The organism is Chryseobacterium endalhagicum, from assembly GCF_016745235.1.
In the GTDB taxonomy this organism is placed as follows: Bacteria; Bacteroidota; Bacteroidia; order Flavobacteriales; family Weeksellaceae; genus Chryseobacterium; species Chryseobacterium endalhagicum.
The window spans coordinates 406978-423414 of sequence record NZ_JAELVM010000002.1 but is presented as its reverse complement, the minus strand read 5'-3'; the positions used below and the strand labels follow the sequence as shown (position 1 = coordinate 423414).

The window sequence follows — 16437 nt, the reverse complement described above, 5'->3', positions numbered from 1 at the left end:
ACAAATGTTTTTAGAAAATACAATTAATCATTCCAAACAAAGTGGTTGGATGGAAGTTATTTGTGGCTCTATGTTCTCGGGAAAAACCGAAGAGCTGATCCGAAGATTGCGCAGAGCAGAAATGGCGGGACAGAACGTGGAAATTTTTAAACCGAGACTGGATACACGATATTCTGAAGAGGACGTGGTTTCTCATAATCAGAACAAAATCCGCAGTACAGCAGTAGACAATCCTAATGAGATCCTTCTGCTGGCTTCTAACTGCGATGTAGTGGGAATAGATGAAGCACAGTTTTTTGACGAAAGCATTGTAGATATCGCCAACCAGCTTGCCAACAGCGGCGTGAGAGTGGTGGTAGCCGGACTGGATATGGATTTTCTGGGACGTCCTTTCGGGCCGATGCCCAACCTGATGGCTACCGCGGAATACGTTACAAAAGTGCATGCTATTTGCAAGAGAACGGGTAACCTGGCCAACTATTCCATGAGGATTTCTCAGGGAAATAATCTGGTAGAACTGGGTGAAACTGAAAGCTATGAGGCAGTAAGCCGCCGTGTTTTTATAGACGAAGTGCTTTTAAAGAAGAAAAAATAAACAGTTTTTAGAAAGGTAAAATGGCTGATGGGCCGTTTATTCAAAATAAGCAGGAGGTATCAATGAATTATACAGTAAAACAAATTGCAGAAATCACCGGTGCAGAAGTCATTGGTGATTATGATTTAGTGATCAGAAATATAGCGTTCGACAGCAGGATTATTTATTCAACGAAGAATACGGCATTTATAGCGATCAATACGCACAAAAATTCCGGTGAGAAATTCATTGAATCTGCCATAGATCGCGGTATTGGTGTGATCATTTCAGAGCATCAGCATCCGCAGTTTGAAAATATAACATGGGTCCTTGTAGAGAATTCGGTTGAATTTCTTCAGAAGCTGGCAAAATACCATTTCGAAAATTCCCATCTGAAGTCTGTAGGAATTACAGGCAGCAATGGAAAAACGATTTTAAAAGAATGGCTTTACCAATGCCTTTGGAATGAATTTCCAACAGTAAAAAGTCCGAAGAGTTTTAATTCTCAGATCGGCCTTCCCCTCTCTCTACTTCAAATCAACAGCTCGCATGAGCTTGGAATTTTTGAGGTGGGAATTTCAAAGCCGCACGAAATGGAAAAACTGGAAAATATATTCCATCCCCGGATCGGCCTGCTGACTCATATCGGAAATGCCCATGCCGCGAACTTTGAATCTGAGGAAGAGCTTATTAATGAAAAAATCAAGCTTTTTAAGAATTCTGAAACCGTTATTTACAATGGTGACAACTCATTGGTAGACAAAAAAATACAGGACCTGTATTCAGGTAAAAAATTAATTTCCTACGGTCTTAAAAACAACAATCAGGTCTTCATCAAAGAAGGTGTTTCTAAGGATGAAAAGATCACGGTTGTTTATTTTGATGAAGAAATTTCCTTTCCTGTTCATCAGCGGGACGAAGCAACTTTAACGAATGCTCTGGCTTTGATCACCGTTTTGAAGGAACTGAATATTGATAATCAGAAGATCATCGATAAGGTGAATTCTCTGAAAGCCGTGGAAATGCGTCTGGAAGCGATTGAAGGAATCAAAAATAATATCGTGATCAACGATTCTTTTAACCTGGATCTGGACTCCCTGAAAACTGCTCTTCAGTTTTTAAATGAATATAAAAAATCTAAGAAATCCTTAGTATTAACGGATATTGTAGGGGTAAATTCCAATTCTCAGGAACTTTATGAGGAAGTTTCTGAGCTGGTAAACGACCAGAAATTTGATTCTGTCTTCCTGATCGGCGATGAAATATCAAAGTTTAGTGAATTATTTAATGCTAAAACTTCTACTTTCGTCAATACTCAGGAATTAATTGACAGTAAACATCTTACAGAAATTGAAAATCAGATTATTCTGCTTAAAGGAGCAAGGAAATTTGAGATTGAAAAACTGAAAGATATTCTTGAACTCCGAAAGCATGATACCGTTCTGGAAGTCAATCTGAATGCGATACTCCATAATATCAATTATCATAAATCCGTACTGAAACCGGGAACAAAAATGATGGCCATGGTCAAGGCGAACGCTTATGGACTGGGCAGTTACGAAGTTTCCGAATTCCTGCAGCATCACCATATTGATTATCTTGGTGTGGCCTATGCAGACGAAGGTGTGGAACTGCGAAAAAAAGGAATCACCACTCCTATTGTGGTGATGAATCCTGAGCAGCACAGTTATGAAACCATCATAGAATATAATTTAGAGCCGGAAATTTACAGTTTCAGGGTTTTGGAATTATTCTATGAAGCTCTACAGAAATCAGGGAATGATAAAAAATATCCTGTTCACATCAAGCTTGAAACGGGAATGCACCGTCTTGGTTTTAAAGATTTTGAACTGGATCAGCTCGCTGACACTTTAAAACAGAAAAACTTAAGAGTTCAAAGTCTTTTCAGTCATTTATCTTCTTCTGATGTACCTGGAGAAAGGGAATTCACTTTGATGCAGATCGAAACTTTTGAAAAAAATTCCTGCGATCTGATTGAAAAACTGGGCTACACTCCTATCCGCCATATTCTCAATTCTTCCGGAATTACCAGCTACACAAAGCATCAGTATGATATGGTAAGAATCGGAATAGGAATGCTTGGAGAATCACCAAATAGTGAAATACAGAAGCAGCTGCAGTCTGTAGTTAGTTTTAAAACCGTAATTTCACAGATATCTACTGTAGCAACCGGAGAATCTGTAGGCTACAGCAGAAAATACAAACCTGATCATTCCGCGAAGATCGCTACGATTCCCGTAGGCTATGCAGATGGAATTCCAAGACTGATCGGAAATCAGGTGGGAAATGTAGGCATCAACAAAACATTAGCTCCTATTGTCGGAAATATCTGCATGGACATGATGATGATTAATATAGACCACATCCCCAATGTAAAAGAAGGTGATACCGTCACCGTTTTTAATGCAAAACCAAGTTTAAAAGAATTCGCAGGCTACTGCAAAACCATAACCTATGAAGTGTTAACCTCCATTTCGCCCCGGGTGAAACGGATTTATATAAAAGACTAGCTATGAGAAAACTCCTGATCCTTCTCTTCGTATTCCAACTTCTGATGATCCATTCCCAAGTGAAAAAGGATCTCGTCATACCAAAAAATCCAAGAATCGGTCTTTCACTTGCCGGTGGCGGTGCCAAGGGATTTTCACATGTCGGAGTACTGAAAGTGTTGGATTCCCTGGGAGTAAAAGTCGATTATATTTCCGGAACCAGTATGGGCGCCATTGTAGGCGGACTGTATGCATCCGGGTATTCGGGAAAAGAAATAGAGAAGATTGTCATGGATACGGATTTCTATTCCCTGATTATGGATCCGAAATCCAGACAGGAAACTTCTTTCTTCAATAAATCCGTAGATAAATATCTTTTATCCATCCCTTTAAAAAACGGAAAAATATCCCTTCCCTCTTCTATCAGCTCAGGCCAGAGAAATGTTTATCTTCTGAAAGAGCTTTTCAAAAATGTTTCCAATATTGATGATTTTTCCAAACTGCCCATTCCATTTATGTGTGTAGCTACCAATCTGGAAAGCGGCAATATGGAAATTTTCGAGAAGGGAGATCTGGTACAGTCCATTATGGCCAGTTCCGCCTTCCCTTCCCTGATGGATCCTGTAAAAATTGGCGACAGTATTTATATTGACGGTGCCATGACGGTAAATTATCCTTCAAAGCCGTTAAAGGACAAAGGAATCGATATCGTCATCGGGGTGGATCTTAACCAGGATTTATCGAAAAGAGAGGATTTAAGCAATATTATTTCAATTCTTAACCAGGTTATTGATTTCGGAATCAAAAGAGATACCCGAAAACAGTACAAATACACGGACATCAACATTAAACCAAACCTGAAAGGCATGACCGCCACCAGCTACGATGAAAAGAAGAAAATTCTGGACAGCGGCTATGTGGAAGGGATGAAATACACCCAAATACTCGATCAGCTCCCGAAACGGTCATTTGACCGTCTTAGAGAGCGCATAAATCCAATATATTCCAACGTATATAAGATTGACAGCATTTCCTTAGATGGAGGCCGTATTTACGGTAAAAACTACGTTCTTGGGAAAATGGGACTCCGCCTCCCTTCTATGCAGACTTACGGTTCTATTAATAAAAAAATAGATAAACTGGTTGCCACCAATAATTACCGTTTCATCAATTATGACATTATTCCGGAAAATAATGCGAATTATCTCAAACTTTATGTCACTGAAGATGAAGCCCGCCATTTTTTAAAGGTCGGACTGCATTATGATGAAGTCTTCAAAACGGGATTGCTGCTGAATTATTCAGGAAAGCGCCTTCTATTTAAAAATTCAAATCTATCGCTTGATGTGGTGGTAGGTGATAAACCAAGATATTATCTGAACTATTTTATCGATAACGGCTATATTCCGGGCTTCGGGATCTATTCTTCGGGGATGAGCTTTGATATTAAGAATATTGACAATAATGTAGTAGATAAATGGGAATGGTTCAGGAATGAAGCCTTTATACAGTCTGTATGGAGAGATAAATTTGCCATCGGAGGCGGGATCAGCCATGATTATTTCGGAGCTGAAATCAATGGTTTAAATAAAAGATACATGCGTTTCCTTAATCCATATGTATTCCTGAAGAGCGATACTCAAAATGACAAAGACTTCCCTTCCAGAGGTATTTACATCAATGCAGAAGGAAAAGTGGTCGATCTTTTAAAATCCGAGGTTGAAAAAAGGATTATACAGGTGAAAGCAGATATCAGGCTTAATATTCCCCTGTCGAAGCAATTCACCTACCGTCTGAACTTGTACGGTGGAATCACAATCGGCGATAATCTTCCGGAATTTTACCAGTACAGACTTGGTGGTATCTTTGAACAGAATCTGGTTAATTTTAAAAGCTTCGGAGGTTTCTATTTTGCCCAGCTCAACACCAATAATGTCGTCCTGATTTCTAATGATGTTCAGTTTAAATTCAATAAAAACTACTTTTTAAGCGGAAATTTCAGCTTTGCCAATCTCTCAGATGATATTAACTTTGAAGATGCGGTTAAAGTAAATTTTAGCTCAGTAGGATTGACGGCAGGGTACAAATCTCCTTTCGGGCAGATTAAAGTCAACTTCAGCCACTCACTTAAAAACAATCAAAAAGGCATATTCAGTGTTATTTTAGGACACTGGTTTTAATACAATGATACAATTCTTTTACGAAAACTTACAGGAATCTGTAAACACAGATTATCAAAAATGGCTGGAAGATATCATTCTTTCAGAAGGAAAAAAAATAGGCGAAATCAATTATATTTTCTGCGATGACGAATATCTTTTGAAGATCAATCAGGATTATCTGCAGCATGATTATTATACCGATATCATCACTTTCGATTATGTAAAAGGGAAAACAATAAGCGGGGAGATTTTCGTATCTTTGCAGCGAATTTCGGACAACGCTTCTACTCTATCCAGAGATTACGAAGAAGAATTAAAAAGGGTGCTTGCCCATGGTATTCTTCACCTCGCAGGATACAAGGATAAGACGGAAGAAGAAGAGAAAGAGATGCGCAGAATGGAAGATGTATACCTGGCTAAATTTAAGGAATCAAACCCTTAGCAAATTGAAGAATCACTTAAAGGGCAATCCGTAAAGTGTTCAATCATAGCCACAATGAAAGCTCACCTGTAGCGCATTCTCTAAAAATGTTTCACGTGAAACATTCATGGAAAATAGTAATATTAAAGGCTTTAAATAAGCAATAGAAAATGATTTCAGAAATATATGACGTAATCGTAGTAGGTGCCGGACATGCAGGTTGTGAAGCTGCAGCCGCAGCGGCCAATCTTGGTTCAAAAACCCTGCTTGTTACAATGAATATGCAGACCATCGGACAGATGAGCTGCAACCCGGCAATGGGAGGAATCGCAAAAGGACAGATCGTAAGAGAGATTGATGCTATGGGAGGATACTCCGGAATTATAGCTGACAAATCTGCCATTCAGTTCAAAATGCTCAACCTTTCAAAAGGACCAGCGATGTGGTCTCCAAGAACTCAAAATGACAGAATGCTTTTTGCAGAAGAATGGAGATTGGCATTAGAAAATACACCCAATCTTGATTTCTTTCAGGATATGGTGAAGCAGCTTATTGTAGAAAATAATAAGGTAACCGGAGTGGTTACTTCTTTAGGAATTGAAATAAAAGCTAAATCCGTAGTTCTTACCAACGGTACATTTCTTAACGGATTAATCCACGTTGGAGATAAACAATTAGGCGGCGGAAGAATGGGCGAACCCAGAGCATTCGGAATTACAGAACAATTGGTAAGTTTAGGTTTCGAAGCAGGAAGAATGAAAACAGGAACTCCTCCCCGTGTAGACGGAAGAAGCCTTGATTATTCTAAAATGGAAGAACAGAAAGGAGATGAAAAACCTCAGAAGTTCAGCTACACGGATACGCCTAAATTAACAAAACAGTTAAGCTGTCACATTGTATATACCAACGAAACAGTACACGATATTTTACGCGAAGGTTTTGACAGAAGCCCAATGTTCAACGGAACCATTCAAAGTTTAGGACCAAGATACTGCCCTAGTATTGAAGATAAAATCAACCGTTTTGCAGAAAGAACAAGACATCAGCTTTTCGTAGAACCCGAAGGCTGGAAAACTGTTGAAATCTATGTAAACGGCTTCAGTTCTTCGCTTCCGGAAGATGTACAGATCAAAGCAATGAAACAGATTCCAGGATTTGAAAATGTAAAAGTTTTCCGTCCGGGCTATGCTATTGAGTATGATTACTTCCCTCCTACCCAGCTAAAACATACTTTAGAAACCAAATTAATTGATAATTTATATTTCGCGGGCCAGATTAACGGAACCACAGGATATGAAGAAGCAGCGGGACAGGGATTAATTGCCGGTATCAATGCTCATAATAAGGTTCATGAAAAAGAAGATTTCATCTTAAACAGAGATGAAGCCTATATCGGCGTACTGATTGATGATCTGATTACAAAAGGAACTGAAGAGCCTTACAGAATGTTCACATCCCGTGCAGAATACAGATTATTACTGAGACAGGATAATGCCGATATCAGACTGACGAAAAAAGCATTTGATTTAGGATTAGCTAAAGAAGACAGATTAAGAAAAGTAGAAACCAAAGTATCTGAAAGTCAGGAACTTGAAGGATTTTTAAGAGAAACTTCTTTAAAACCTGGAATGATCAATCCTATTCTTGAAAAATCAGAAAGCAATCCGGTAGATCAGGCTTATAAAGCAGCACAATTCCTTACAAGACCTAATATCACATTAGAAAAGCTTGACGAAATTGAGGCAATCAAAGAATTTTCATCCAAATATGATGATGAAATCAGAGAACAGGCAGAAATCAATATCAAGTATAAAGGTTATATAGAAAAAGAAAAGGAGAATGTAGCTAAGCTTAACCGTTTGGAAAACATAAAAATTCCGGAAGACTTTGATTATAAAAGCCTTTCCAGCCTTTCTGCAGAAGCAAAACAGAAAATGTCTAATGTAAGACCGAAAACTATTGCTCAGGCGGGTAGAATCAGTGGTGTTTCTCCGGCTGATATAAACGTTTTACTGGTCTATTTAGGGCGTTAAATCAAAAATGTTTCACGTGAAACATTTGTAAATTAAAAGCAAAAATTAAGGTATTTATGTGCGTTAAAAATAATCACTGAATACTTTATTTTTAAAATATCAAGATATCAATTCAAATGAGAATAAAGGATCATTTTCTTTCACAGGAAATATTTGAAATAAAAGAAACGGAGACAAAAGGAGTTTTTAAAACCTCCCCTATTCCATCCAATATTTCCAGATATTATGAAAGCGAAGATTACATTTCCCACCATCAGGATTCCGGAAGTTTTAAAGAAAAACTTTATAAATTCTTACAGTCCTTTAATCTGCAGTACAAGAAAAATATTTTGGCAGACAGGATAAAAAAAGGAGCCAAAGTTCTGGATTACGGATGCGGTGCAGGAGAATTTGTAAAGTATATTGAAAATGATTTTGAGACTTTTGGTTTTGAACCTGATGCCGATGCCAGAAAAGCTGCACTTAGTAAAATAACCAAAGCACAGGTTCTCGATACTATACAAAACATTCCAGATCAAAGTCTGGATGCTATTACTTTATGGCATGTTTTTGAACATGTAGAGAACCAGGATGAAATGCTCGAAATATTTCACGGGAAATTAAAAGACAAAGGACTTCTCATTATTGCCGTTCCCAACCCTACCTCCTATGATGCAAAACATTACAAAGAATATTGGGCAGCCTACGATGTACCGAGACATATTTATCATTTCTCTAAAAATGGTATGGAAAATTTAATTTCAAAGAAACCCGATTGGAAAATGAGAAAAATCAAACCATTGGTCCTTGATTCATTTTACATCTCCATGTTGAGCGAAAAATACAAAAAATCGCCTCTTTTTTGGCTGAAAGCGGTCATCTACGGAACGATTTCTAACGTAAAGGCGCTTTTTTCCAACGAATTTTCAAGTTTGATATACATTATCGAAAAAAGATAGAAAATCGATTTTTGAGCCATTTCTGAAGGCCAATTTTCACCTATTTCAACATAAAAAACAAAAACCCGGAGAATTTTCCCGGGTTTTATTTTTGATATTTAAGCTATGATATAAAAGTTGAAACTGACAAAAAATAAAATAACCCTACTCCATTCTCTCTAAAATTAAAAACAAAAATAATTCTATGATTATTAAACTTTAAAAACCACCCATTTCATGTAAAATTAAAAAAAACAAAAAAAAATAATACAAAACTAAATATATAATAAATAAATTAAATAAATTAAAACAAATAAACAAACGATAATCGATTATTTTACGAATACTATTGCAAACAACCCAAATAACTGTATTTTTACTAATGTTAAACCAAACAAAAAACAATTTATGAAAAATTTAAAAATTATTTCAATGGCATTAGTAATGCTCTCATTAGCTTCATGTTCAAAAAATGATGAAGAAATAGATAATCAACAGCCAAATCAAGAAGCTCAGTCTATTGGTTCCCTGGGTGCCAATTTTGTTGATGAATCTACCTACTCTTCTTTTGAAAAAGCAGATGTAGATGCTTTAATAACAAAGTATAAAGGAAATACTTCCAAAGTATTACCATCAAGTTATTTTGTAAGCGGTCAGCCAGCTATCGGAGATCAAGGAAATGAAGGATCCTGTGTTGCATGGGCAACAGCCTATGCAGCAACCAGTATTTTGGAATCTAATTTTAAAGGAGTAACACAACCAAGAAGTCCTGAATATGTGTACAATCAAATCAAGCAGGGTGCTTGCGCAAATGGATCCTATACAAGTGATGGATTGAAACTAATCAAAAATCAAGGTGTCTGCAGCTTAACAGAAATGCCTTACAATGATACTGAATGTAGTACTCAACCTAGTGTTTCTCAAAAAAATGCTGCAAGTAGCCATAAACTAGTAAGCTGGTCAACAGTAAGTAATTCAAATATTACAAACATTAAAAACCTTTTAAGTGCAAATCTTCCAATAGTCATAGGTATTACGGTAGATGAAGAATTCAAAAATCTTAAAAATACAGGATGGATATTGAAAAAACGTTCAGGCAAAGTTCTTGGTGGACACGCTATATGTGTCGTAGGCTATGATGATAATAAACAGGCTTTCAAGATACAAAATTCTTGGGGTTCTGCGTGGGCGGATAATGGATATTTCTGGATAGATTATACATTTTTTGCAAAAAACCAGTACTTAGGAGGTGTAGTTAAAGAAGCTTATGTAGCCTATGTTAATTAACCATAACTAAAATAAGAATGCCCATCTTTTTCGCAAGATGGGCATTTTACTTTTTATATAATGTATAATTATTTATTAATAGCAGCAACTCCAGGAAGCTCCAGTCCTTCAAGACTTTCAAGCATCGCTCCCCCTCCGGTAGAAACATAACTCACTTTGTCATCATAACCGAACTGCTTTACGAAAGCAACACTGTCTCCTCCTCCTACTAAAGAGAAAGCACCTAATTTTGTAGCTTCAGCAATACTCTCTCCCAAAGCAACAGTACCTCCTGCAAAGTTTGACATTTCAAAAACTCCGATAGGTCCATTCCAAAGAATCGTTCTAGAATTTAGCAAAACATCGTTGAACTGATCTCTTGATTTATGTCCGGCGTCCAGTCCCATCCATCCTTCAGGAATTGCATAGATATCCGCTTCTTTTCTTTCTGCATCATTATTGAAAGCTTCCGCAATGATAGCATCAGAAGGAAGATATACTTTCACTTTATTTTCTTTTGCTTTTCCTAAAATTTCAAGAGCTAAAGGAAGCTTATCCTCTTCTACCAATGAATTTCCAATTTTACCGCCTAAAGCCTTAATAAAAGTGAATGCCATACCGCCTCCAATGATCAGATTATCGATGGCAGGAAGGATATTTTCTATAATGGTAATTTTAGTTGAAACTTTTGAACCTCCAAGTATCGCAGTTACAGGCTTTTCACCTTTTTTCAAAACTTTTTCAATAGCCTGAAGCTCTTTAGCCATCAATAAACCGAAAAATTTAGTTGATTCAAAATAATTGGCAATCACAGCGGTGGAGGCATGTGCTCTGTGTGCTGTACCAAAAGCGTCATTCACATAAGCGTCACCAAGCTTGGCCAGCTGCTGTGCAAATCCTTCATCCCCTTTTTCCTCTTCGTTATGAAAACGCAGGTTCTCCAGCAATAAGATTTCTCCCGGCTGAAGCTCAGAAGCGGCCTTTTCTGCCTTCTCTCCGATACATTCGTCTACAAACTTCACTTCCTTTCCAAGAACGCTGGAAACTTCATCTACGATATGCTTAAGAGAAAACTCATCTTTCACCTCCCCTTTCGGCCTTCCCAGATGCGTCATTAAGATCACAGAACCTCCGTCATTAAGAATTTTTTCAACCGTAGGTTTCACAGCTGTGATTCTTGTATTGTCGCTCACCTTAAGCTGATCATCCTGCGGAACATTAAAGTCCACTCTTACCAGAGCCTTCTTGTCTTTAAAATTGAAATCATTGATTGTTTTCATAAGTATCCTTGAATTTTCGTTTCACAAATGTAAGCTTTTAAACATTTTGAACGGAACCATTAAAACAAAAGTTTTGGGAAAACTTTCCCCAACCCCAATCACCCACTAATCAACAATTCTTCTCTCTTTAAAAAAAAGAATAATGTAGTTGTTGTTGAGTATTGTTAGTTTCGGGGATAAGTTTTAATGAAATAATTGGTAACAAATAATTTTTATTCAATTCATATTTAATTCACATTGTAAAATATTGTAAATCTGCTTTTTCACAGACTTACCAACAGATGTGAGTAACTTTCCCACAAACCCGTTATTAGTAATTTTTTTATGGAAAAACTTTGGATTAAGTGGAGAAAAGATTTTGAAAATTGTGGTTAAAATTTTCAAACCTATTTCCCATTACGAAATAAATTCATCTTTAAAAATAGAAAGTTGGGAAAAGTTTTCCACACTTATTCACATAGCTTTTCACAATTTACTCCCGAACAATTCACAGACTTTGTTATTATTCTTACCTTTGTCATGAAATAAAATCTAAAAAGACCTAATAGAAGTATTATGAAAAGAAAAATAGCTATTGCTGCAGACCATGCAGGCTATGAGTATAAGGAGATTGTTAAGAACTTTCTTTCAGAACGATTTGATGTTCAGGATTTTGGCACGTTTTCCACAGACAGTGTGGATTATCCGGACTTTGTACACCCTGCTGCAACCTCTGTGGAAAACGGAGAGAACGAGCTGGGAATATTGATCTGCGGAAGCGGAAACGGGGTTCAGATTACGGCAAACAAACATCAGAAGATCAGATGTGCACTTTGCTGGATGCCGGAGATTGCGGTACTGGCGAGACAGCACAATGACGCGAATATGATCTCCATGCCGGCAAGATTTATCTCTAAAGAGGTAGCGATAGAAATTGCTGAAAAGTTCCTGTCCACAGACTTTGAAGGTGGCAGACACCAGAACAGAGTAGATAAAATTGCTGTATGCTAAATATATAAAGGCCTGTAAATCAAATTACGGGCCTTATTTATTTTTTATTTTGTACATTTGCATCAGCTAATAGAAATTACCATTCTATTATTTCCATACCAGGCCTGAAATATTTAAAAGATATTTAATAAAAGGTTTTTCTCCCCTCTTCTCCATATTTATAGTAATTTTATACAGACTAAGGTTTCCATTGTAAATAATTTGGAAGGAAAATTGATGCTGTAGGACTAATAAAGAAATGTAAAACTGAAAGGTCAAAGCTCTGCAGCTGAATGAATGCAGACTTAAAAAAGATGTAATAATATACTTTCTGAAACAGGATTCAGATCCTAAATTAAAACAGAGCTCCTGAAAAAATCTTAAACATAAAGATTGAGGAGTTACTTAAATTTCAGATTCAGATTATTACAATTAATAACAATTAAATAATATTAAAATGCCAAGAAAAGGTAAATATATAAGTCATAAAAACGATCAGAAACTGATAGAGATCGGAAGACAGATCCTGCGTTTCATGAATGCTAATGCGTCGAAGATCTATAATTATAAGCAGATCGCAGACGGAATAGATTATAAGAATCCACGTCAGAGAGAGCAGGTGATCCAGGCGCTTCACAAGCTTCAGGGTTCTGAGAAGATCAAAGAAGTGGAAAAAGGAAAATATATCGTCAATCTGAAAATTGCAGGAACCCTGACAGGAACGATTGATTTTAACCAGTCCGGTAACGCTTATGTAAGTGTAGAAGGCGTAGAAGATGACATCTTTATTCATTCCAAAAATGTGAAAGATGCGCTTCAGGGCGATAAAGTTCTGATCATTACCTACCACTTCAAAGGGAAGAAACTGGAAGGTTCTGTATTGGAAGTTCTTGAAAGAACAAGAACGGAGTTTGTAGGAACATTTCAGCTGGTTACCCACAAAGATTTTGGATTTGTAGTCTGTGATAAAAAATCAATCAATACGGATATTTTTATTCCAAGAAATAAATTCGGAGGTGCTGAAAACGGTGATAAAGTGATTGTGAAAATGACAGAATGGAAGCCGGGAGACAAAAATCCTGAAGGAGAAATCATCCAAGTATTGGGTGCTCCGGGTGAACATGAAACTGAGATCCACTCTATTCTTGCAGAATATGGTCTTCCTTATGAGTTTCCACAGGAAGTGGAACTGGATGCAGATAAAATAGACAGAAGAATTACGGATGAAGAAGCGGCAAAACGCTGGGATATGCGTGATATCTGTACATTCACCATCGACCCTAAGGATGCGAAAGATTTTGATGATGCCCTTTCCATAAGAAAACTGGAAAACGGAAACTGGGAAATCGGGGTTCACATTGCAGATGTTTCCCATTATGTGGTTCCGGGAACAATCCTGGACGATGAAGCTTACAAAAGAGCAACTTCCGTATATCTTGTAGACCGTGTGGTTCCCATGCTTCCGGAAGTTTTGAGTAACGATGTCTGCTCCCTACGTCCGAATGAAGATAAATATACATTCTCAGCAGTATTCCAGCTGAATGACAATGCGGAGATCCAGAAACAGTGGTTCGGAAGAACAGTGATTCATTCAGACAGAAGATTTACTTATGAAGAAGCCCAGGAACGTATAGAAACGGGAGAGGGAGATCTTGCAGAAGAAATCAATACCCTGGATAAGCTGGCCAAAATCATGCGTGAACAGCGTATCAGAAACGGAGCGATTACTTTTGACAGAAGTGAAGTAAGATTCAATCTGGATGAAAATAGTGAACCTATTGGCGTTTACTTTAAAATAAGCAAAGATTCCAACCACCTGATCGAAGAATTCATGCTTTTAGCCAATAAAAAAGTGTCCGAATTTGTATCATTGACCCAGAAAGGAAGTATTTCAAATAATACCTTTATTTACAGGGTGCACGATGATCCGGACCCGGCAAAACTGGAAGCTTTGAGAGATTTTGTATCCACATTCGGGTATAAAATGAATCTGGACAACACTAAAAAAGTAGCAGAATCTCTGAATAATCTTTTGCATGATGTGAAAGGTAAAGGAGAAGAAAATATGATTGAAACGCTGGCCATGAGAAGTATGAGCAAAGCAGTGTATTCTACAGAACCTATCGGCCACTATGGTTTAGGTTTTGAGTACTACAGCCACTTTACCTCTCCTATCAGACGTTATCCTGACCTTCTTGCCCACCGTCTTTTACAGCATTATCTTGATGGAGGCAAATCACCGAGCAAGCAAGAGCTGGAAGACAAAGCGAAACACTGCAGTGCTATGGAAAGACTTGCTGCCGATGCAGAAAGAGATTCCATTAAGTTCATGCAGGTGAAGTTTATGGAGAAACATCTTGGGGAAACCTTCAGCGGTGTGATTTCAGGTGTTGCAGAATTTGGATTCTGGGTGGAGATCCCTGAAAATGGTGCAGAAGGTCTGATCAAATTGAGAGATCTTGTAGATGATTCTTATTCCTATGACGGAAAAACCCATGCGGTGTATGGAAACAGAACCGGAAAAAGATATCAGCTGGGAGATCAGGTTCAGATCAAAGTAGTAAAAGCAAACCTTATTCAGAAGCAGTTGGACTTTAAGATTGTTGATTAATTAAATCATAAAGTATAACTTTGTATAAATGGGATGAATTTTTTTCATTTAAAATACTACTGAATGTTTGAACTTGTACTTTCTGCCGTTGTCTTAGGATTTATGCTGAGCCTGGTTTTTATAGGACCTATTTTTTTCCTTTTAATTGAAACCAGTTTCTCACGCGGCCCAAGACATGCTCTGGCACTGGACCTTGGAGTCATTACGGCAGATCTTTTATGCATTGTTGCTGCGTATTATGCAAGTGCAGATATTGTAACCCTGATAGACAAGCATCCCGGATTTTACAGGATCACCTCTATCCTTATTTTTGTATACGGGATTGTCATGATGGTCACCAAGACCAAAATGCATATGCCCGGTGAAGAAAGAATCATTGGCCAAAACTATATCAAAACGTTTTTTAATGGTTTTTTCTTCAATCTTTTAAATGTAGGCGTGATTCTTTTCTGGCTGGTAACGGTGATCTCCGTACGGAACCAGTACCCTGATACCAGCAGTTTCCTGCTCTACATAGGGATAGTAATCGCTACGTATTTATGTATCGATCTCGCCAAAATTTTCCTTGCCAAACAATTTCACGATAAACTTACCCAGAAACTCGCCAACCAGATCAGAAGGGTTGTAGGCGGGATTCTTATTGTTTTCAGTTTCTTTATTTTCCTGCAGAGCTATAAGAAATTTAACCAGTTCGACAGGCGTCTAGAAGAAGCTGAGAAAAAAGAAATCAAGTATCAAAAAACAGGACAAAAAACAGAATGAAAAAAATGATCTTTCCAAAAGCTCTTAAAAAAGGAGCGAAAATAGCTGTGATCTCCCCTGCCGGAGCTGTAGATGTTTCCCAACTTGAAAAGGGAATAGAAATGATTAAAAACAGAGGTTTTGAGCCGGTATTGGGCGAACATCTCTATACCAGATATTCAAACGGGTATAATTATGCAGGAACAGAACAGGAAAGATTAAAAGATATCAACTGGGCTTTAAATGATAAGGATATTTCGGCAGTCTGGGCTTCCAGAGGAGGCTACGGATGCCAGCATCTGATTCAGCATTTAAAACTGAAAAACTTTACAGAAAATCCTAAATGGTATATCGGCTACTCTGATAATACGGTTATTCAAAGCTATTTGTTAAAGAAAGGGTTTGCTTCTATCCACGGACAGACGATGAAAACATCAAGTTTCGGGGTAACGGATGAGAGCTATGACCTGATCTTTGATATCTTAAAAGGAAAAGCTCCAAAATATGCTTTAAAACCTCACGAATTGAATAAGAAAGGGAATATTGAAGGCGAGCTGGTGGGAGGTAATTTAGCCCTGATCTATGCGCTTTTGGGAACCCCATATTCTTTTGACTTCAAAGATAAAATCTTATTCATTGAAGATATCGGGGAAAACTTTTATGCCCTGGACCGTATGATCATGAGTTTGGAATTAGCCGGTGTTTTCAAAAAAATAAAAGGACTGATCATCGGTGGAATGACCAATATGGGCGATGAAAAAGAGAATAAAAGCTACGAAGAAAGCTTCGATGAATTTGCCTATAAACTGATCTCGGACCGGATTTCAAAATATAAGTTCCCAGCCGTTTTCGGGTTTCCGAATGGCCATATTAAAGATAACAGTCCTTTGATCATTGGCGGAACAGTGAAAATGCAGGTTAAGGATAAGGTTAAGATTGAGTTTTAATATATA

At 37.5% G+C, this 16437-nt stretch carries 12 protein-coding genes; 11 read left to right on the top strand and 1 reads right to left on the bottom strand.

The features are described 5' to 3' along the window. The first annotated feature begins 4 nt into the window (after positions 1 to 4). The 7 genes from JET18_RS12185 to JET18_RS12155 all read left to right on the top strand — a co-directional run bounded on the left by JET18_RS12185 (position 5) and on the right by JET18_RS12155 (position 9904). Positions 5 to 595, top strand: a complete 591-nt coding sequence (locus tag JET18_RS12185; protein WP_034701111.1) for a thymidine kinase — start codon at positions 5 to 7, stop codon at positions 593 to 595. A 62-nt stretch (positions 596 to 657) separates the two neighbouring features. After that, positions 658 to 3105, top strand: coding sequence for a bifunctional UDP-N-acetylmuramoyl-tripeptide:D-alanyl-D-alanine ligase/alanine racemase (locus tag JET18_RS12180; RefSeq protein WP_202091379.1), 2448 nt, complete (start codon positions 658 to 660; stop codon positions 3103 to 3105). A gap of 2 nt (positions 3106 to 3107) precedes the next feature. Next, complete coding sequence (locus JET18_RS12175) at positions 3108 to 5264, top strand: patatin-like phospholipase family protein (RefSeq protein WP_202091377.1); 2157 nt, start codon at positions 3108 to 3110, stop codon at positions 5262 to 5264. 4 nt (positions 5265 to 5268) lie between these two features. After that, positions 5269 to 5688, top strand: coding sequence for an rRNA maturation RNase YbeY (ybeY, locus tag JET18_RS12170; RefSeq protein ID WP_202091375.1), 420 nt, complete (start codon positions 5269 to 5271; stop codon positions 5686 to 5688). A 149-nt stretch (positions 5689 to 5837) separates the two neighbouring features. Next, a complete protein-coding gene (gene mnmG / locus JET18_RS12165; RefSeq protein WP_202091373.1) occupies positions 5838 to 7700 on the top strand; it encodes a tRNA uridine-5-carboxymethylaminomethyl(34) synthesis enzyme MnmG in 1863 nt (620 codons plus the stop codon). Positions 7701 to 7816: 116 nt separating this feature from the next. Continuing rightward, the gene (locus JET18_RS12160; RefSeq protein ID WP_202091371.1) at positions 7817 to 8638 is read left to right on the top strand and encodes a class I SAM-dependent methyltransferase; all 822 of its coding nucleotides are present in this window, start codon (positions 7817 to 7819) and stop codon (positions 8636 to 8638) included. A 387-nt stretch (positions 8639 to 9025) separates the two neighbouring features. Further along, positions 9026 to 9904, top strand: a complete 879-nt coding sequence (locus tag JET18_RS12155) for a C1 family peptidase (protein WP_202091368.1) — start codon at positions 9026 to 9028, stop codon at positions 9902 to 9904. A gap of 68 nt (positions 9905 to 9972) precedes the next feature. Here the strand turns inward: JET18_RS12155 and JET18_RS12150 are convergent, their stop codons facing one another. After that, the gene (locus JET18_RS12150; RefSeq protein ID WP_202091366.1) at positions 9973 to 11163 is read right to left on the bottom strand and encodes a phosphoglycerate kinase; all 1191 of its coding nucleotides are present in this window, start codon (positions 11161 to 11163) and stop codon (positions 9973 to 9975) included. A gap of 555 nt (positions 11164 to 11718) precedes the next feature. Between JET18_RS12150 and rpiB the strand changes: the two genes are divergently transcribed. The 4 genes from rpiB to JET18_RS12130 all read left to right on the top strand — a co-directional run bounded on the left by rpiB (position 11719) and on the right by JET18_RS12130 (position 16431). Beyond that, on the top strand, positions 11719 to 12153 hold the full coding sequence (gene rpiB, locus JET18_RS12145) for a ribose 5-phosphate isomerase B (protein WP_202091364.1): 435 nt from the start codon (positions 11719 to 11721) through the stop codon (positions 12151 to 12153). 436 nt (positions 12154 to 12589) lie between these two features. Then, entirely contained in the window at positions 12590 to 14743 is a 2154-nt protein-coding gene (gene rnr / locus JET18_RS12140) for a ribonuclease R (RefSeq protein ID WP_202091363.1), read from the top strand. A 63-nt stretch (positions 14744 to 14806) separates the two neighbouring features. Continuing rightward, positions 14807 to 15505, top strand: coding sequence for a LysE family translocator (locus tag JET18_RS12135; protein ID WP_202091362.1), 699 nt, complete (start codon positions 14807 to 14809; stop codon positions 15503 to 15505). After that, complete coding sequence (locus tag JET18_RS12130) at positions 15502 to 16431, top strand: S66 peptidase family protein (protein ID WP_202091361.1); 930 nt, start codon at positions 15502 to 15504, stop codon at positions 16429 to 16431. The genes JET18_RS12135 and JET18_RS12130 overlap by 4 nt, the downstream gene beginning before the upstream one ends. Positions 16432 to 16437: the final 6 nt, after the last annotated feature.